21 protein-coding genes are annotated in these 18418 nt (G+C 64.1%); 5 read left to right on the top strand and 16 right to left on the bottom strand.

What is annotated here, in order from left to right:
* Positions 1-69 precede the first annotated feature (69 nt).
* Positions 70-240: a hypothetical protein gene (locus ACN4E0_RS09840; protein WP_419567477.1), complete on the bottom strand. Its 171-nt coding sequence runs from the start codon at positions 238-240 to the stop codon at positions 70-72.
* A 123-nt stretch (positions 241-363) separates the two neighbouring features.
* Complete coding sequence (gene rpsD / locus ACN4E0_RS09835) at positions 364-978, bottom strand: 30S ribosomal protein S4 (protein WP_419567475.1); 615 nt, start codon at positions 976-978, stop codon at positions 364-366.
* A gap of 204 nt (positions 979-1182) precedes the next feature.
* On the opposite strand from rpsD, the gene ACN4E0_RS09830 reads away from it, so the two are divergent.
* Positions 1183-1500, top strand: a complete 318-nt coding sequence (locus tag ACN4E0_RS09830; RefSeq protein ID WP_419567473.1) for a chorismate mutase — start codon at positions 1183-1185, stop codon at positions 1498-1500.
* Positions 1501-1506: 6 nt separating this feature from the next.
* Here ACN4E0_RS09830 and ACN4E0_RS09825 read toward each other — a convergent pair whose 3' ends face one another.
* From ACN4E0_RS09825 to rpiB, 8 genes are all read right to left on the bottom strand, one after another.
* A complete protein-coding gene (locus ACN4E0_RS09825; protein ID WP_419567472.1) occupies positions 1507-1728 on the bottom strand; it encodes a hypothetical protein in 222 nt (73 codons plus the stop codon).
* Between the two features lie 153 nt (positions 1729-1881).
* Positions 1882-2175, bottom strand: a complete 294-nt coding sequence (locus tag ACN4E0_RS09820; RefSeq protein WP_419567471.1) for a hypothetical protein — start codon at positions 2173-2175, stop codon at positions 1882-1884.
* A 105-nt stretch (positions 2176-2280) separates the two neighbouring features.
* Positions 2281-2592 (bottom strand): hypothetical protein, encoded by a 312-nt coding sequence (locus tag ACN4E0_RS09815; RefSeq protein ID WP_419567469.1) that lies wholly within the window; start codon positions 2590-2592, stop codon positions 2281-2283.
* A 60-nt stretch (positions 2593-2652) separates the two neighbouring features.
* A complete protein-coding gene (locus tag ACN4E0_RS09810) occupies positions 2653-3381 on the bottom strand; it encodes an RNA methyltransferase (RefSeq protein ID WP_419567468.1) in 729 nt (242 codons plus the stop codon).
* Positions 3368-3838 carry a transcriptional regulator NrdR gene (gene nrdR, locus ACN4E0_RS09805; RefSeq protein WP_419567467.1) on the bottom strand — a complete coding sequence of 157 codons (471 nt, stop codon included), beginning with the start codon at positions 3836-3838 and terminating at the stop codon, positions 3368-3370. The genes ACN4E0_RS09810 and nrdR overlap by 14 nt, the downstream gene beginning before the upstream one ends.
* Positions 3839-4063 (bottom strand): hypothetical protein, encoded by a 225-nt coding sequence (locus ACN4E0_RS09800; RefSeq protein ID WP_419567466.1) that lies wholly within the window; start codon positions 4061-4063, stop codon positions 3839-3841. It abuts the gene before it with no gap.
* Between the two features lie 11 nt (positions 4064-4074).
* Entirely contained in the window at positions 4075-5352 is a 1278-nt protein-coding gene (gene glyA, locus ACN4E0_RS09795) for a serine hydroxymethyltransferase (protein ID WP_419567644.1), read from the bottom strand.
* A gap of 37 nt (positions 5353-5389) precedes the next feature.
* Positions 5390-5827, bottom strand: coding sequence for a ribose 5-phosphate isomerase B (gene rpiB, locus ACN4E0_RS09790; protein ID WP_419567465.1), 438 nt, complete (start codon positions 5825-5827; stop codon positions 5390-5392).
* A 169-nt stretch (positions 5828-5996) separates the two neighbouring features.
* Between rpiB and ACN4E0_RS09785 the strand changes: the two genes are divergently transcribed.
* Complete coding sequence (locus ACN4E0_RS09785; RefSeq protein WP_419567464.1) at positions 5997-6761, top strand: right-handed parallel beta-helix repeat-containing protein; 765 nt, start codon at positions 5997-5999, stop codon at positions 6759-6761.
* 172 nt (positions 6762-6933) lie between these two features.
* Here ACN4E0_RS09785 and ACN4E0_RS09780 read toward each other — a convergent pair whose 3' ends face one another.
* The 5 genes from ACN4E0_RS09780 to ACN4E0_RS09760 all read right to left on the bottom strand — a co-directional run bounded on the left by ACN4E0_RS09780 (position 6934) and on the right by ACN4E0_RS09760 (position 12747).
* Positions 6934-7524 (bottom strand): DUF2059 domain-containing protein, encoded by a 591-nt coding sequence (locus tag ACN4E0_RS09780; protein WP_419567463.1) that lies wholly within the window; start codon positions 7522-7524, stop codon positions 6934-6936.
* Between the two features lie 24 nt (positions 7525-7548).
* A complete protein-coding gene (rpoD, locus tag ACN4E0_RS09775) occupies positions 7549-9567 on the bottom strand; it encodes an RNA polymerase sigma factor RpoD (RefSeq protein ID WP_419567462.1) in 2019 nt (672 codons plus the stop codon).
* A 52-nt stretch (positions 9568-9619) separates the two neighbouring features.
* On the bottom strand, positions 9620-11467 hold the full coding sequence (dnaG, locus tag ACN4E0_RS09770; protein ID WP_419567461.1) for a DNA primase: 1848 nt from the start codon (positions 11465-11467) through the stop codon (positions 9620-9622).
* 93 nt (positions 11468-11560) lie between these two features.
* Entirely contained in the window at positions 11561-12298 is a 738-nt protein-coding gene (locus ACN4E0_RS09765; protein WP_419567460.1) for a hypothetical protein, read from the bottom strand.
* Positions 12295-12747: a GatB/YqeY domain-containing protein gene (locus tag ACN4E0_RS09760; protein WP_419567459.1), complete on the bottom strand. Its 453-nt coding sequence runs from the start codon at positions 12745-12747 to the stop codon at positions 12295-12297. Before ACN4E0_RS09760 ends, ACN4E0_RS09765 begins: the two co-directional genes overlap by 4 nt.
* 149 nt (positions 12748-12896) lie before the next feature.
* Here ACN4E0_RS09760 and carA point away from each other — a divergent pair, with 149 nt between their 5' ends.
* Both carA and ACN4E0_RS09750 read left to right on the top strand, forming a co-directional pair.
* Positions 12897-14075 (top strand): glutamine-hydrolyzing carbamoyl-phosphate synthase small subunit, encoded by a 1179-nt coding sequence (gene carA, locus ACN4E0_RS09755; RefSeq protein ID WP_419567458.1) that lies wholly within the window; start codon positions 12897-12899, stop codon positions 14073-14075.
* Entirely contained in the window at positions 14072-14428 is a 357-nt protein-coding gene (locus ACN4E0_RS09750; protein WP_419567457.1) for a hypothetical protein, read from the top strand. The genes carA and ACN4E0_RS09750 overlap by 4 nt, the downstream gene beginning before the upstream one ends.
* Before the next feature lie 154 nt (positions 14429-14582).
* Here ACN4E0_RS09750 and ACN4E0_RS09745 read toward each other — a convergent pair whose 3' ends face one another.
* Positions 14583-14882: an endonuclease domain-containing protein gene (locus tag ACN4E0_RS09745; protein WP_419567455.1), complete on the bottom strand. Its 300-nt coding sequence runs from the start codon at positions 14880-14882 to the stop codon at positions 14583-14585.
* A 114-nt stretch (positions 14883-14996) separates the two neighbouring features.
* On the opposite strand from ACN4E0_RS09745, the gene carB reads away from it, so the two are divergent.
* Positions 14997-18323: a carbamoyl-phosphate synthase large subunit gene (gene carB, locus ACN4E0_RS09740; RefSeq protein ID WP_419567453.1), complete on the top strand. Its 3327-nt coding sequence runs from the start codon at positions 14997-14999 to the stop codon at positions 18321-18323.
* The last annotated feature ends 95 nt before the right edge of the window (positions 18324-18418 follow it).

Here is an 18418-nt window from a genome sequence, read left to right as displayed (position 1 = left end):
AAAAAGGCGGCCTCGCAAGGGACCGCCTTTTTTTGTGCGGCGCTGCAGTCACCGCTCCACGCGCGAGCGCTAGGCGGGCTCTTTCTCGCGCAACTCCAGCACGGTTCCCCGATAGGCGACGAAATTGCCGGCGGTATCGAGATAGCCCGCCCCGATAGCGTTGGCCCGGGCCTGTGCGTCGCGCAGGCTGGGATACCATTTTCCGCGCCGGTTGGGCGTGATGAATCGGTATTGGGTCATAGCAAAAACTGAACCGCGAATGGGGCGGCGCGTTCCCATCAAGCGACTGAATAATTGCAGGTAATCCAAAAAAAAAGCGGCCCCGCGAGGGACCGCCCTTTTCTGTCTCGTTCCAGCCGAAGCTTAGCGCGAGTAGAACTCGACCACGAGGTTCGGTTCCATGGTGACCGGATAGGGCACTTCGTCGAGCTTCGGCACGCGGGTGAAGGTCACCTTGTCGTTGCCGTCGGGCGCGACATAGTCGGGAATGTCGCGCTCGGGCAGGCTCTGCGCTTCGATGACCAGCGCCATTTCCTGCGCCTTCTTGCCCAGCGAAACGACATCGCCGACCTTGACGCGGGCCGAGGCGATGTTGGTCTTCACGCCGTTGAGGTAGATGTGGCCGTGGCTCACGATCTGGCGGGCGGAGAAGATGGTCGGCGCAAACTTGGCGCGATAGACGACCATGTCCAGACGCTGTTCGAGCAGGCCGATCAGGTTCTGACCGGTGTCGCCCTTCATCGCCGACGCTTCCTTGTAGGTGCGCTTGAACTGCTTCTCGGTGACGTCGCCATAGTAGCCCTTGAGCTTCTGCTTGGCGCGCAGCTGCAGGCCATAGTCGCTCATCTTGCTCTTGCGGCGCTGACCGTGCTGGCCGGGACCGTAGGAACGCTTGTTGACGGGGCTGTTCGGGCGACCCCAGATGTTTTCACCCATCCGGCGGTCGAGCTTGTACTTGGCGCTGGTGCGCTTCGTCATGGTATTTCCTTCAATTTGCTGGACTGCCCCAGTGGCAGCCATCGAACCCGGCATCGCACCACCGAACCTTGGTTCGATGCGGCCTCCGCTTCACCGGGGTGCGGGACCAATTCGCGAAGGCGCGCCAATAGCAGTATCGCGCGCTTCGTCAAGGGAGAAGATAGGTGCTCGACAAGCGCACGCAAGCGCGGCAGGGCGCGCGCCATGAGCGAAGAATTCAAGCTGCCCGCAGACTGCAACGACATGCGCGAAGTGCGCGCCGGCGTGGACCGGACCGACCGCGAACTGATGGAATTGCTCGACCGGCGCTTCGCCTACATGCGTGCAGCCGCCCGGATCAAGACCGACCGCAAGGTCGTGCGCGACGAGGCGCGCAAGGCCGAAGTCATCGAAAATGCCCGCGCCGACGCGGAGAAACGCGATCTTCCCGCCGCGAAGATCGCCCAGATATGGGACGACCTGGTGGAAACTTCGATCGCCTACGAACTCGTCGAGTGGGATCGCCTGCGCGATCCCGATTGAGAGCGATCAGCCCTGGCGGGTATTACCCGTCGCGCTGCGCTCTTGCCGTTCGCGAGCGGCGTCACCGGCCATTTCCTGTTCGAGGCGCCATGCTGCGTTGGTCTTGCAGACCTTCTTGCCCATGATGCGCGTACCGGCCGGGGGCGGTTGGCGCTTGCAAACGACGGTCGCAGGATCGTCGGCGGCCTCGTCGTTCTCGTCGACGATCCGGGCACGTTCCTGGTCCAATGCCGATACAGCGGATGCCGGTAGCGCCGCAATCAAAGCCCCGCCGAGCGCGAGGAAAAATGCAGAGTTCTTCATAATCGCCTCCTGCAGGGGCTTATAGCATAGCGGGGCCGAAACGTGAAAATGCACGATTCGACCCTCGCCCCCCGGGATCTAGCCACTGGTGCGCAGGTTGCCCGTGCCGCTGCGATCCTGGTTCTCGCGGGCTGCCTGAGCGGCAGCTTCCTGTTCCAGGCGCCATGCAGCGTTGGTCTTGCAGACCTTCTTGCCGCCCATGCGCGAACCGACCGGCGGGGGCAGGCGCTTGCAGCGAACCGTTGCGTCATCATCGGCCTTGGCATCGTTTTCGCTGACGACAACGCCTTTTTCGCCGGCCACGGCCGAAGCGGCGGGCACGAGAAACAGTGCAGCCGCACCGGCGGCGAAAGCAAGATTGAAGCTCTTCATAAATCCTCCTGTTGATCCAGCATACCATCCTAGGCGGTAAATCTGAACCCCAAATGGATGGGCGACGGACGGACTACGTCGCTCGACGATTGTCGCGGTCGCGCGTCAGCCTCGATTACGGATCAGGCCCATGCGCTCGGTATCGCGCATTTCTTCCTTCGTGTTCTCTTCCCATTGTTTCCATTGGAAGAGGGTGAGGCATACTCGGCGGCCGGGAATGCGGGTGCCCACACGCGGTGCCAGATTGCGGCACTCGATCGTTTCGTCGTCGCGCTGTTCCGCAACGTCTTCGTCCGAGGCCTGCTGGATCTCCGCTTCGAAAGTAACAGCATCGGTCTCGCCCGCTTGCTGAGCGACGACAGGCGGCGCAAGCGATGCGGAAATGACGGCGATGAGGGCAAGGGCGCGAGTATTCATGCAGACTCTCCTTCGCCTGCAGGATACATTATCGTATTCGAATAACAATCGCGCCGGATTTTACTTGCGCGGTTCGCGCTCCAGTGCGGACAAGACCCCGCGAAGGGTGCGAACTTCGAGGTGATTCCAGCCCGGTTTGGTCAGCACGCCCCTCAGCGTGCGCCGCGTCGCCTCCCGGCGGGTTTCGGGCAGGTAATAGCCCTTGGGGTCGAGCATGCCTTCGAGATGAGCAATCAGGCCTTCGAGTTCCTCCTGAGGGGCCGGCGGCAGGAGATCCTCCTGCGTGGGCTGCACCAGCCGTTCGTGCTTCGACCATTCATAAGCGCACAGGATCACGGCCTGGGCGAGGTTCAGTGACCCGAATTCCGGATTGATGGGAACCGTCAGGATGGCCCGGGCCAGCGCGACGTCCTCGGTTTCGAGGCCCGAGCGTTCGGGACCGAAGAGGATGGCGCTGCGCCCCGCTTGCCCTGCCATTTGCCGGCTTGCTTCCTCGGGCGTCAGGACCGGCTTGGTGACGCCGCGCTTGCGGACGGTGCTGGCATAGACATGCGCGCAATCGGCCACGGCTTCCGCGGTGGAGGCATAGACCGTCGCCTGTTCCAGTACGATGTCCGCTCCGGAGGCGGCGGGGCCGGCCGAAGGATTGGGCCAACCGTCGCGCGGCTCGACCAGCCGCATTTCGGCCAGCCCGAAATTGAGCATGGCGCGGGCCGCCTTGCCGATGTTCTCGCCCAGCTGCGGCCGGACGAGGACGATCACGGGTTTGCGCAGGTCAGCTGCGCTCATGAGCCGCCGCTTCCTGCACGGTACTGGCGAATTCCTCGAAATCGCGCGCTTCGCTGAAGTCGCGATAGACGCTTGCGAAGCGGATATAGGCGACGCTGTCGAGGCCCTTGAGCCCGTCCATCACCATCTCACCGATGCGCTGCGAGGGGATCTCGGCTTCGCCGGCGGTCTCGACCTGTCGCTGGATGCCCGAGACGAGTTGATCGATCCGCTCCTGCGGCACGTCGCGCTTGCGGCAGGCGAGTGAGATCGACTGTTCGAGCTTGCCGCGATCGAAGGGTTGCCGCCGGTTGCCGGACTTGACCACGGTGACTTCGCGCAATTGGACCCGTTCGAAAGTGGTGAAGCGTGCGCCGCAGCTCGAACATTGGCGGCGACGACGGATCGAGGTCGAATCCTCGGTCGGACGACTGTCCTTTACCTGGCTGTCGTCATGCGCACAGAAGGGACACCGCATTTACGGTCGGAGGCGTTTGTACAGCATGAACCCGGCCCCCGCGACGAGGCCTATCGGCCAGGTAAGCACGGGCAGGATCCCGGCGGCGATCGCGCCCACCGCAGCGCCGGTCAGCACCGGCTTGGTCGAGGGATGGTTCATCCCTTCCTTCGCCATGCCCTTGATCTCGTTGCCGGCGTCGGAAATCAGGTCGTGATCCTGATGGTTGGGTTCGTGCTCGTCCATCGCTCGTCTCCTCAGCACCCGGGATAGACGGGGAAGGCAGCGCAGAGTTCGGCCACCTTGCCGCGCACCTGCTCTTCGACCTGCCCGTCGCCTTCGGGACCGTTGCGCGACATACCGTCTACCACTTCGCAGATCAGCGCGCCAATCTTTCGGAACTCGTCGGGGCCGAAGCCGCGTGTCGTGCCGGCGGGCGTGCCGAGGCGGATGCCGCTGGTCACGAAGGGGCTGCGCGTGTCGTAGGGGATGCCGTTCTTGTTGCAGGTCAGCCAGGCGCGGTCGAGCCCGGCTTCGGCGGCCTTGCCGGTGACGTCCTTGGGCGACAGGTCGACCAGCATCGAGTGGTTGTCGGTGCCGCCGGAAACGACGCGCAGGCCGTTGGCCTCGATCCCTTCGGCCAGCGCGCGCGCGTTTTCGACCACGCGGCGGGCATAGTCCCGGAAATCGGGGCGCAGCGCCTCGCCGAAGGCGACTGCCTTGGCGGCGACCACATGCATCAGCGGGCCGCCCTGCATGCCCGGGAACACCGCCATGTTGATCGGCTTGGTGAATTCCTCGTCGTCCCACAGGATGACGCCCGAGCGAGGCCCGCGCAGGCTCTTGTGGGTGGTGGTGGTGACGATATGCGCATGCGGGAAGGGCGAGGGGTGCGCGCCGCCCGCGACGAGCCCCGAAATATGGCTCATGTCGACCATCAGATAGGCACCGACCTCGTCGGCGACCTTGCGGAAGGCTTCCCAGTCCCACACGCGCGAATAGGCGGTGCCACCGGCGATGATCAGCTTGGGCCGGTTGGCCCTCGCGATGGCCATCACTTCGTCCATGTCGATCAGCTCGTCGTACTTGCGCACGCCGTAGCTGACCGGATTGAACCACTTGCCGCTCATGTTGACCGGCGAACCGTGGGTCAGGTGACCACCCGAATTGAGGTCGAGCCCCATGAAGGTGTCGCCCGGCTGCAGCAGCGCGAGGAAGACCGCCTGGTTCATCTGGCTGCCAGAGTTGGGCTGAACATTGGCGAAGGCGCAGCCGAACAATTGCTTGGCCCGCTCGATCGCCAGCGTTTCGACCACGTCGGCATAGTCGCAGCCGCCATAATAGCGCTTGCCCGGATAGCCTTCGGCATATTTGTTGGTGAACACCGAGCCGGTGGCTTCGAGAACGGCGGTCGAAGCGATGTTCTCGCTCGCGATCAGCTCGATCTTGTCCTGCTGGCGCGCGAGTTCCTTGCGGATCGCGCCGTAGATCTCGGGGTCGGCCTCGGCGAGCGTATCGTGCCAGAAACGGTCCATCGGGCTGCGGTCGGTCGATGCGGGCTGGGTAGCCAAGTCAGATCTCCGGATTGGATAGCTTGTCCACGCGGCGCTGGTGGCGGCCGCCGGCGAATTCGGTGTCGAGGAAAGCGGCGAGGCACGCCTTGGCCATGTCGCTGCCGGTTAGCCGCGCGCCCATGGCGATGCAATTGGCATCGTTGTGCTCGCGCGCGAGGCCGGCCGAGAGCGGCTCCGACACCAGCGCGCAGCGGACGGCGGGGTTGCGGTTGACGCTCATCGAGATGCCGATGCCCGATCCGCACAGCGCGACTCCGCGCTCGGCGGTGCCGTCGGCGACGACTGCGGCCAGCTTGTAGCCGAAGTCGGGATAATCGACGGAGTCGGTTGTCTCCGGGCCGAGGTCTGCGACCTCATGGCCCCGCTCGATCAACCAGTCGCGCAACTCGGCCTTGAGGTCGATGGCGGCATGGTCGGAGGCAATGGCGATACGCATGGGCAGTCTCATAGGCGAGGGCTAGCGAATCCTCCACCCGCAAGTGGCAGATTGCCACAAGGGAATGCTGGACAATTCCCGGGGGTGGGCTCAGCACCCGTTGCGGGCGACTGCAGCGCGCGAAACGCAGGGGCGGAACGGCGCGAGTCGCTGTGTGGGGAGTTGGATCATGAGAAGACTGTTCAAGCGATTCGTCGCGGCCGCCGTGCTGTCCCTTTCGTTGTTCGCGGTCCCCGCTTCGGCGCAGGCGAGCCGCACCTGGGTTTCGGGGGTCGGCGACGATGCCAATCCCTGTTCCCGCACGGCTCCGTGCAAGACCCTGGCCGGAGCGATTTCGAAGACGGCCGCGGCGGGTGAGATAAACATCCTCGACCCTGCGGGCATCGGCTCGGTGACCATCACCAAGTCGATCACCATCCAGGGCGAGGGAACCTTGGGATCGATCCTTGCCAGCGGGACCAATGGCATCATCATCAACGCTGCGACGACCGACCGGGTGGTGATCCAGAATATAGAGATCGAAGGCTTTGGCGGGAGCTGCGTTTCGGGGATCAAGATCCTCAGTGCCAATCAGGTCTCGGTGATCAACACCACAATACGGGCCTGCCAGAACGGCATCGAGGTCGCCAATACCAACGACGTGATGATGACGATCGACCAATCGGAATTCATCGCCAATACGGGTTATGGCATCAACTACACCACCAGTGTGGGTCGATCGCGGGCCTGGGTGACGCGCAACCTGTTCGCCTTCAACGATCTCGGCCATGTGCGGATGAACGCTCCGCAGCAGAAGATGAGCATCGACGACAACAAGTTCGCCGGCCCATCCGGCACCTTCTCGCTCAATAACGGGGCGCAGCTCACGTCCTACGGCAACAACCTGTTCGACGATGTGCCGCCGACGGGTTACCAGCTCAAGCAACAGAACTAGCAGGAAAGAAGCCGCCCGGTCGTGTGCCGACCGGGAGGCTTCGCAACTACCCACGCAAGGCTGCCGCCGCCTTGCTGGTCCATGAACGAGCGGATCGCGTAGCTGCGGCTCGGGTGCGGTTTTTGCCGGGCCGCTCACTGTGGCCGTCTATGCTACCGCGAACCAAGCTAGGCTACTTCTTCGCTGCAGGCGCCCGAAGCTTTTCGACGACCTCGGGGTGAGCTTTGAGGTATTCCAGCGTCTTGGTCCTCAGTTTTTCGGTTTCGCTGGCCTGCAACGCATGCACTGCGGTCATGTAGGTTTCGTTCGCTCTGGCGACAGCCGGATCGCCTAGCAGGGCTGTTGCCCGGCTGAAGTAATGCTGACCGGCAGGAGTTTGGGCGAAGGCATGGATTTCCTTCAGTTCGTCAAGCGAGAATTCGCGTGTGTATGCGGTAGCCGTCGCTTCGAGAATGTCGGGAAAGTGTTGCCTTACCAGCGGCATCAGCGCGTCGGGCACGGATTCCAGGAAATCGCTGGCAATCTTCGCCATGCCCGGATCGGCGAATACCGGATTCTGCATGACCCCGGTGCGCATCTGTTTGACGATATCACTCATCATCTGGCGCATCTGCTGGTCACGTGTCGACGGTGGAAACATCGCGTCGATGATCGCCTTGGCTTCGACCATTTCCTCGGCAGGAGGCGTATAGTCCTGTGCCGAGACAGCGCCCAACGGAGCGCAGGCAAGCAAGGTTGCTGCCAAGGCATGCGAAATTCTCATGACGTGACCCTCGGGAACAAGCAGTTACTGGTCGAGGAAGCTACGCATCTTGCGGCTGCGGCTCGGGTGCTTGAGCTTGCGCAGCGCCTTGGCCTCGATCTGACGGATACGCTCGCGTGTCACCGAGAACTGCTGGCCGACTTCTTCCAGCGTGTGATCGGTATTCATCCCGATCCCGAAGCGCATGCGGAGCACGCGTTCCTCGCGCGGGGTCAGGCTCGCAAGGACGCGGGTGACCGTTTCCTTGAGGTTCGCCTGGATCGCCGCATCGACCGGAATGATCGCGTTCTTGTCCTCGATGAAATCGCCCAGGTGGCTGTCTTCCTCGTCGCCGATCGGCGTTTCGAGGCTGATCGGCTCCTTGGCGATCTTCATCACCTTGCGCACCTTCTCGAGCGGCATGGAGAGCTTCTCCGCCATCTCTTCGGGTGTCGGTTCGCGGCCCTGATCGTGAAGGAACTGGCGGCTGCAGCGGACCAGCTTGTTGATCGTCTCGATCATGTGGACCGGGATGCGGATCGTGCGCGCCTGGTCGGCGATCGAGCGGGTGATCGCCTGGCGGATCCACCACGTCGCATAGGTCGAGAACTTGTAGCCGCGGCGGTATTCGAACTTGTCGACCGCCTTCATCAACCCGATGTTCCCTTCCTGAATCAGGTCGAGGAACTGCAGGCCGCGGTTGGTGTACTTCTTGGCGATCGAGATCACCAGGCGCAGGTTCGCCTCGACCATTTCCTTCTTGGCGATACGCGCCTCGCGCTCGCCCTTCTGGACCATGTTCACGATGCGCCGGAATTCCTCCAGCGCCATGCCGGTCTGGCTGGCGATGTCGGAAATCTCGGCGCGGATGCGCTCGACGGCTTCGGCTTCCTTCTCGGCGAAGGCGGCCCATTTCTTGTCCTTCTTGGCGCGCTCCTTGAGCCAGCCGTCGTCGAGTTCGTTGCCGATATAGGCGTCGAGGAAGTCGAGGCGCTTGACTTTGTGGCGCTCGGCGAGGCGCAGCATCTGGCCACCGAGAGCGGTCAGGCGGCGGTTGAAGGCATAGAGGTTGTCGACCAGGAATTCGATCTTGGTCGCGTGGAACTGGACGCTTTCGACCTCGGCAGTGAGCTGTTCGGAGAGCGCTTCGTACTTCTTTTCCTTGGCGCCGCCGAAGGCTTCGCCCCTGGCCATGAGCTCGACGCGCTCCTTCTGGAGCTTTTCGAACTTGCCGAACAGGTCGGTGATGCGGGCGAAACGTTCGATGGCGTCGGGCTTGAGCGCCGCCTCCATCTGCGCGAGCGACATGGTGTTGTCCTCGTCGTCGTCTTCGTCGCTTTTCGACGAGCCTTCCTCGCCGTCCTCGCTGTCCTGGTCGGAATCGTCGTCCTCGTCATCCTCGCGGATCGAGGGGCCGGCGGTTTCTTCCGAGATTTCGCCGTCGTCGTCCTCCTCTTCCTCCGCCATCTTCTCGGGCGGGGGTTCCTTCGACAGCATGGCGTCGAGATCGAGGATCTCGCGCAGCTGCATTTCCTCGGCGTTGAGCGCCTCCGACCACTGGATGATGGCGTGGAAGGTGATCGGGCTCTGGCACAGGCCCATGATCATCATGTCGCGACCGGCCTCGATCCGCTTTGCGATGGCGATCTCGCCCTCGCGGCTGAGCAGCTCCACCGCCCCCATTTCGCGCAGGTACATGCGCACCGGGTCGTCGGTGCGTTCGCCGGTGGCGGTCTTCTTCGCCGCCGCGGCGGCGGCGGTCGTCTTCTTGGCTTCCTTCTTGCCGTCGGCAGCCTCGATTTCCTCGACCTCTTCGGCTTCCTCGGCGGCGGCCTCGGCCTCTTCGTCGCTCTCGACGATCTGCACGCCCATGTCGGACAGGGCCGACTGGATGTCCTCGATCTGGTCGGAACTCATCTCGCCCTGCGGCAGCGCGTCGTTGAGCTCGTCATAGGTGACGTAGCCGCGCTTCTTCGCCTTCGCGATGAGCTTCTTCACCGATGCCTCGTTGAGGTCGATCAGGGGAGCGTCGCCGTCGTCCTTGGTCTTCGACTTGGTTGCCATGAGGTGTTTCAGTCCAGTCTTTTTCTTTTCCACGGGTCGCGCACCCGGGGGATCATGATTCCGATTCGCCGATCGCTGCAGCTCTCCTACGCCCGAAACGCTTCAACCGCTCGTTCAGTGCCAGCAATCGCTCGCGCAACCGGGCCTGTTCGGCGATGGAGCCTTCCGGATCGCGCTCGAAACGCGCCGTGGCTGCGGCGAGCGCAGCCTCCAGCGCAGGTCTTTCGACCAGCAACGATACGGCCTCGGCCAGATCCTCGCGCGCATCACCCGGGTCGGTGCCCTCATCAAGGAAGGCGAAATGAGCTTTTTCCGGTGGGGCGGGAAGGCCTCGTTCGAGCGATATGGTCGATTGGGCGGACAAATCAAGCGTCTCGGCGGCTTCGAGCAGCAAATCGATCGCGGAACCGACATTTTGGTCACGCCTGGCGAGGTCGCCGAGGGCCTCTTCGTGGCGCAGGATCTGGTCGGGAAAGCGGACGAGCCCGGCAATCACCGCGCGGGTGAGCGCGTCGCGCGCGCCGCCCTGCATCGCCCGGGTCAGGCTCGCGCGGGCTTCGGGTGCTAGCGTGGGAGCGGGCCGGCGGAAATTGCCCTTCTTCCAGTCGCCACGAGGCTGGAATTCGCGCGGCGGGCGCGGCGGGAAAGCGAAGGCGGAAAAGCGCTCGAGCAGTTCGCGCTTATAGAGGGCGCGGATATCGGGGTGCTGGATCGCGTCGACATGGTCGAGCAGGCGCGCCTTTAACCCGGCCTTGTCCTCGGGCGTATCGAGCGGGCCGGCCGCCTTCTCGAACTCCCACAGCGTGTCGAGCAGGCTCGCGGGTCGCGCCAGCAATTCCTCGATCGCGCCGACGCCCTTCTCGCGGATCAGGTCGTCGGGATCCTTGCCCGCGGGCATCCGCACGATCGTCAGCGAATGCGCCGGACGCAGCATGGGTAGAGCGCGGGCGATCGCGCGCATGGCGGCGCGCTGGCCGGCATTGTCGCCGTCGAAGCACAGGATCGGGCGTTCGACCTGGCGCCACAGCAGCTCGAGCTGGTTCTCGGTCAGCGCGGTGCCGAGCGGAGCGACCGCCTCGCGGATCCCCGCATTGGCGAGCGCGATCGCGTCCATATAGCCCTCGACCACGATCATCCGCCCGCTCTGCCGCGCGGCGGGGGCCGCACGGTGCAGATTGTAGAGCGTGCGCCCCTTGTCGAACAGCGGCGTGTCGGGGCTGTTGAGATATTTGGGCTTGCCTTCGGGATCGAGCACACGGCCACCGAAGGCGATCACGCGCCCGCGCATGTCGTGGATCGGCAGCATCAGCCGGCCCCGGAAGCGGTCGTAGGGCTCCTTGTCCTCGACCGAGATGCGCATGCCGGACTCGATGAGCATCGGCTCGTCGAAATTGGCGAGGGCGCGCTTGAGCGCCTGACGATCCTCCGGCGCGTAACCGAAGCCGAATTCGCGGATTGTCGCATCGGAAAAACCGCGCCGGCCGAGATAGGCGCGTGCCTGCGCCCCGTCGGGGGACTTGAGATTGTCGGCGAACCAGCCCTGCGCCGCGGCGGTCACATCGTGCAGGCTGGCGCGCTTCTCCGCCCGTTGCGCGGCGCGCGGGTCGGGGGCGGGAACTTCCATCCCGGCCTCCGCCGCCAGTTCCTTGACCGCGTCCATGAAAGGCATGCCGCGCTGGTCGGTCAGCCAGCGGATCGCATCCCCATGCGCCTCGCAGCCGAAGCAGTGGTAGAAGCCCTTCTCGTCGTTGACGTAGAAGCTCGGCGTCTTCTCGTTGTGGAAGGGACAGCAGGCCTTGAACTCGCGCCCCGCCTTGGTCAGCCGCAGGGTACGACCGATCACCGCGGACAGCGTGGTCCGCATGCGCAATTCGTCGAGCCATTGGGGAGACAGGGCCATAAGGTCGCAGACCTTATCGCTCCCGCCTGTTGGCGGCTAGCCGGTGGCAGAACCCTCCACAGGCTTATACCCGCATGTTACGCGCTGGAAGCCTCAGCCCTTCGCGTTGGGAGCCTCGCAGGCGTTGGTCGCGGCCGCTGCTTTGCCGGGATAGGGACCGCTGCCCGTCGCCTGTGTGTAGTTCGCTGTGATCGCATAGGCGGAGGCTGGCCCGGCGGGCGGCACGGTCGACTGCCACCAGAAGGTCAGCGGTTCGGCCTGTTCCCACTGGTCGCCGCCATCGCCCGCGCTCACGGTCCACACCAGCGCGCCTTCGTCGCAGGTGATCACGACATCGGCCTTGGGTCCGATCGCCGCCATGGCCTCATCCTTCGAATAGCCCGCCGCGCCGGTGAAGCCCGTTGCGGGGCGGGTCATGCGGAAGACGGTCGCGCGCTCGACGTTGGAGGAATCATTGCCGGTGCCGCTGCCGCTGTCGTCCTCATTGTCCTCGCCGGGATAGACGACATGGACATAGGTATAGACCGTTCCCTCCGGCGCGCTGGCCGGGTCGCAGGTCTTCATGCTCGCCGGGCAGGCGACGAAGCTGCGCATGTCGGCGAAATTGCCCTCGGCGTTCGACAGCGCGCTCTCAACCTCCTCGCCCTGCGGCCCGGCGATCTTGGCGCCGAACTGCAGGTCGAAGAAATCGCCCGCCTCGATCTGGCGCGCCAGCGCCTCGGCCTCGCCGTCGCTCACCGCCACATCGAGATCGGTCGGCGGCTCGTCGGCATCGCTGCCGCAAGCGCCGAGCGCGAGAACGAGGGGGAGGGCGACGGCGATACGGTTCATGACAGCGCTTCCTTTACCAGCCCGCTGGCCTTGGTCATGTCGAGAGTAGCGCCGTGGCGAGCCTTAAGTTCCCCCATCACGCGGCCCATGTCCTTCATCCCCTCGGCGTTCAGGTCGGCCTTGATCGCGGCGATGGCGGCGCGGGTCTCGTCCTCGCTCATCTGTTTCGGCAGGAATTCCTCGATCACCGCGAGCTCGGATTTTTCCTTGTCCGCGAGTTCCTGGCGCCCGCCGTCCTCGTACATCTCGATCGACTCGCGGCGCTGCTTGGCCATCTTCAGCAGCACGTCGGTGACGAGTTCGTCGTCTTCCGGCTTTGTGTCCGACGTGCGCAGTTCGATGTCGCGATCCTTGATCTTGGCCCCGATCAGGCGGAGCGCGGCGGTGCGATCCTTGTCCTTGGCCTTCATGGCGGTGACGGTCTCGGCCTGGATTTTTTCGCGCAGCATGGGGATTCCCGATGGTTGGTGTCTGGGGTTCGCAGCCCATTTAGAACAGTGCGCCGATAAGCCAAGGGTTCCGCTTGACGGGAATCGCTGGGGTCCCTAGCGGCTGGGACTTAGCACACATCGCTGGAAACCTTTTACCCGGAGCGCCCATGGCCCTGTCCGCATCTTCGCACGCGCAGCCCAAAGGAGCGACCGGCGTTCTGGTCCTCGGAGACGGCACCGTCATCTGGGGCAAGGGCTTCGGCGCCAGCGGCAGCGCGGTGGGCGAAGTCTGCTTCAACACCGCGATGACCGGCTACCAGGAGGTGATGACCGATCCCTCCTACGACAGCCAGATCGTCACCTTCACTTTCCCGCATATCGGCAATGTCGGCGCGAACGAGGAAGACCACGAGAGCCGCGGGCTCGGCGCGGTCGGCTGCGTGGTACGGCAGGAAGTGACCGCGCATTCCAACTTCCGCGCGCAGAACGAATTCGTCGAATGGATGCGCGAGCACGGCAAGATCGGCCTTTCGGGCGTCGACACGCGCGCGCTGACCCGCCGCATCCGCCTCTCGGGCGCACCCAATGCGGTGATCGCGCACAGCCCGCGCGGGGAATTCGATCTCAAGGCGCTGAAGAAGCAGGCCGCCGAATGGAGCGGGCTCGAAGGGCTCGATCTGGTCCCCGGCGTCACCCGCAGCGAGCGCGAGGACTGGCGCGGCGGCCACTGGCAGCTCGGCTTCGGCTATACGAACGGCGGTGCAGACAAGCCGCACGTCGTTGCAATCGACTATGGCGCGAAGGACAATATCTTCCGCAACCTCGTGAAGGCGGGTGCGAAGGTCACCGTGGTGCCCGCGCGCAGCTCGTTCGCCGAGATCATGGCTCTCGAGCCCGACGGCGTGTTCCTCTCGAACGGTCCGGGCGATCCGGCGGCGACCGGCGAATATGCGGTGCCGGTGATCAAGGCGCTGCTCGACAACGACGTGCCGCTGTTCGGTATCTGCCTCGGCCACCAGATGCTCGGCCTCGCGGCGGGCGCGAAGACCGCCAAGATGTTCCAGGGCCACCGCGGCGCCAACCATCCCGTCCAGCGCGTCGGCGAGGGCTGGGGCGAGAGCACGGGCCTGGTCGAGATCACCAGCATGAACCACGGCTTCGCGGTCGATGTCGACACGCTGCCGCCCGAGGTCGAACAGACCCACGTCTCGCTGTTCGACGGCACCAATTGCGGGATCAGCATCAAGGGCAAGAAGGCCTTCGGCGTCCAGTACCACCCCGAGGCAAGCCCCGGCCCGCAGGACAGCTTCTACCTGTTCGAGAAATTCGTGGGGATGTTGGGGTGATTGAATTTCCGCCGCACTACCCTGAAGAGAAACTGCTCAAGAAGGCAGTGCGTTGGTCGTTCCGCAATAGTGATCACATTCCCTCGCTGACAGACTTGTTTCGAAACCACGACCTAGAATTTCTGACCAATCTTGGGAAGGAGTGGCAGAACTCTGGTCTTGGGAGAATGATTGAAGTTTCGGAGGAGGGGCAGCGGTCAGTGCACTTTGCATTCAATGATCAGGCAGTCATTGCAGTGAAGCGCTTTGACCAAAGCTCGCTAATTGGGCGCTTCAAGGCCGTAAATTGGTCAAATTGGATAGCCCTTGGCGCGCTCGTCGTATCAATTATAGCACTGTTTAAAGGCGACTAATGCCCAAACGCACTGACATCTCCTCAATCCTCGTCGTCTCCCTTCCCCTTGGGGAAGGGGTGGGGATGGGGGCTCGGCGGTGAGCGGACAGGGCTCCCTTTCGGGTGGCGTACACCCATCCCCCTACCCCTTCCCTCGAGGGAAGGGGGGCGTGTTAGTCTTCGTTCCGGGCGAGGCGGATCTCGCGCATGATTGCCTCCAGCACGCCGTCGGTGTTGCCGAGGATGTCGTGATTCCAGAAGCGGATGACTCGGTAGCCATGCGCTTCGATGCTCGCGGTGCGCGCGGCGTCGGTGTCGGCGGAATGCTGGCAACCGTCGCACTCGATTGCGAGCTTCAGCCCGCGGCAGGCGAAATCGACCACATGATTGCCGATCGGGAACTGCCGCGTGAATTTCGCGCCGAGCGGCCTCGCGCGAAGATGCAGCCACAGGTGTCGTTCGGCATCCGTCATGTCGCGTCGCAATCGGCGTGCGATGCCGCTCAATCGCTTTTCAGCCAAGGCCTTACACCCATCCCCAACCCCTTCCCTCGAGGGAAGGGGCCTTCAGTAGCGAAGTTGAGCTAGATGCCAAAGCGTACAGATATCCAATCCATCCTCGTCATCGGCGCCGGGCCAATCATCATCGGCCAGGCCTGCGAGTTCGATTATTCCGGCACGCAGGCGATCAAGGCGCTGAAGGAAGAGGGCTACCGGGTCATCCTGGTCAACTCCAACCCCGCCACGATCATGACCGATCCGGAAATGGCCGACGCGACTTATGTCGAGCCGATCACGCCCGAGATCGTCGCCAAGATAATCGCAAAGGAACGCCCCGACGCGGTGCTGCCGACGATGGGCGGGCAGACGGCGCTCAACTGCGCGCTGGCGCTGTTCAACGACGGCACGCTGGAGAAGTTCGGCGTGCAGATGATCGGCGCCGATGCCGATGCCATCGACAAGGCCGAGAACCGCCAGCGCTTCCGCGAGGCGATGGACGCAATCGGCCTCGAAAGCGCGCGCAGCGGTGTCGCCAACACGGTCGACGAGGCTTTCGCGGTGCTCGAGACCACCGGCCTGCCCGCGATCATCCGCCCGAGCTTCACGCTCGGCGGCACCGGCGGCGGCATCGCTTACAACAAGGCCGAGTTCGAGCGTATCGTCCGCGAGGGGCTCGACGCCTCGCCCACCACCGAGGTCCTGATCGAGGAGTCGCTCCTCGGCTGGAAGGAATACGAGATGGAGGTGGTGCGCGACCGCAAGGACAATTGCATCATCATCTGCTCGATCGAGAATGTCGATCCGATGGGCGTGCATACGGGCGATTCCATTACCGTCGCGCCTGCGCTGACGCTGACCGACAAGGAATACCAGATCATGCGCACCGCCAGCATCGAGGTGCTGCGCGAAATCGGTGTGGAAACAGGTGGTTCGAACGTTCAGTTCGCAGTCAATCCGAAAGATGGCCGGCTGATCGTGATCGAGATGAACCCGCGCGTTTCCCGGTCTAGCGCGCTGGCGTCGAAGGCCACCGGCTTCCCCATTGCCCGCGTCGCGGCCAAGCTGGCCGTGGGCTACACGCTCGACGAGATCCAGAACGAGATCACCGGCGCGACCCCGGCAAGCTTCGAGCCGACCATCGACTATGTCGTCACCAAGATCCCGCGCTTCGCCTTCGAGAAGTTCAAGGGGGCGAAGAACGAGCTCTCGACCGCGATGAAGTCGGTCGGCGAGGTCATGGCGATCGGTCGCTGTTTCGCGGAATCGATGCAGAAGGCGCTGCGCGGTCTCGAAACCGGGCTCGACGGCTTCAACCGCATCACCGAGTTCGAAGGCGTCAGTCGCGAGGTCATCACCGCCTCGCTGAGCAAGCGCACACCCGACCGCATCCTCAAGATTGCGCAGGCCTTCCGCGAGGATTTTACGGTCGAGGAAGTGGCGAAGATCACCGGTTTCGACCCGTGGTTCCTGCGCCAGATCGAGGCGATCATCTACGAAGAGAAGATGATCGGCCACCAGGGCCTGCCGCGCGACGCCGCCGAAATGCGCCGATTGAAGGCGATGGGCTTCTCCGACAAGCGGCTCGCCACGCTGGCGGTGCGCTCGGTCGGCGTGGCGGGCGGTCTCGGCGAGACGCAGGCCAAACGTTCGGGCCTGCTCCACGATGCGCTGCGCGCCATGGCGGGCGCCACCAGCGAACAGGAAGTGCGCGACCTGCGCCGCAAGCTCGGCGTCTATCCGGTCTACAAGCGGATCGACAGCTGTGCGGCGGAATTCGAGGCGGTCACGCCCTACATGTACTCGACCTACGAGGCGCCGAGCTTCGGCGAGTCCGAGGACGAGGCGATGCCCTCCGACCGCAGGAAGATCGTCATCCTCGGCGGCGGCCCCAACCGCATCGGGCAGGGCATCGAGTTCGACTATTGCTGCGTCCACGCCTGCTTCGCGCTGAGCGAGGCCGGGTTCGAGACGATCATGGTCAACTGCAACCCGGAAACGGTCTCGACCGACTACGACACTTCGGACCGGCTCTACTTCGAGCCGCTGACCGAGGAGGACGTGCTCGAGATCATGCGCGTCGAGATGTCGCAGGGCGAGGTCGTCGGCGTGATCGTCCAGTTCGGTGGGCAGACCCCGCTGAAGCTGGCCGCCGCGCTCGAGCGCGAAGGTATCCCGATCCTCGGCACCAGCCCCGATGCGATCGACCTCGCCGAAGACCGCGAGCGCTTCGCCAAGCTGGTCAACCAGCTCGACCTCAAGCAGCCGATGAACGGCATCGCCAAGAGCCGTGACGAGGCCGCCGCGGTCGCCGCGCGGATCGGTTACCCCGTGCTGCTACGTCCGTCCTACGTGCTCGGCGGGCGGGCGATGGAGATCGTCGACAGCGAAGCGCAGCTCGACGACTACATCGCCACCGCGGTCAACGTCTCGGGCGACAGCCCCGTTCTGGTCGACCAGTATCTGCGCGACGCGGTGGAATGCGACGTCGATGTCGTCGCCGACGGCACCGGCGAGGTGCGGATCGCGGGCGTCATGCAGCATATCGAGGAGGCCGGCGTCCATTCGGGCGATTCCGCCTGCACGCTGCCGCCCTACAGCCTTTCAGCCGACATCATCGCCGAGATGGAGCGCCAGGGAACCGAACTGGCGAGGGCGTTGAAGGTCTGCGGGCTGATGAACGTCCAGTTCGCGGTCAAGGACGGCGAGGTCTACCTGATCGAGGTCAATCCGCGCGCCAGCCGCACCGTGCCCTTCGTCGCCAAGGCCATCGGCCGACCGATCGCCAAGGTCGCCGCGAGGGTGATGGCCGGCGAGCGGCTCGACAGCTTCGAACCCTTCGACCTCAATCCCAACCATATGGCGGTCAAGGAAGCGGTGTTCCCCTTCGCGCGTTTCCCCGGTTCGGACCCGGTACTCTCGCCCGAGATGAAGTCGACCGGCGAGGTGATGGGGATCGACCGCAGTTTCGCGCCCGCCTTCCTCAAGTCGCAGCTTGGCGCGGGAATGAAACCGCCGCAGTCGGGTACGCTGTTCGTGTCGGTCAAGGATAGCGACAAGGCGGCGATCGTCCCGGCGGTCGAGACACTGCTCGACAAGGGCTTCCGCGTCATCGCCACCGGCGGGACGCAGCGCTACCTTGCCGAACAGGGTCTGGCGGTGGAACCGGTCAACAAGGTCGCGGAAGGGCGCCCGCACATCGTCGATGCGATCATCGACGGCGAGGTGCAGCTGATCTTCAACACCACCGAAGGCTGGCAGTCGCTGCTCGACAGCAAATCGATCCGCGAGGCGGCGCTCGAAAAGAAGCTGCCCTACTATACCACCGCCGCCGCTTCGCTCGCCGTGGCGCAGGCAATCGCGGAGGTTTCGCCGGACCAGCTTGAAGTGCGTTCGTTGCAAGACTATTATAGCTGACAGAACACACGACACCGCTCCCCCAGACATTCGAACCGATTGGGTTCCGCACTTCGGCGGACCGGGTTCGAATTGTCCCGGGAGACCGGTTGGAA

Source organism: Qipengyuania sp., assembly GCF_048550555.1.
In the GTDB taxonomy this organism is placed as follows: Bacteria; Pseudomonadota; Alphaproteobacteria; order Sphingomonadales; family Sphingomonadaceae; genus Qipengyuania.
The sequence above is the reverse complement of the archived record's forward strand: the minus strand, read 5'-3'. Positions and strand labels throughout refer to the sequence as shown.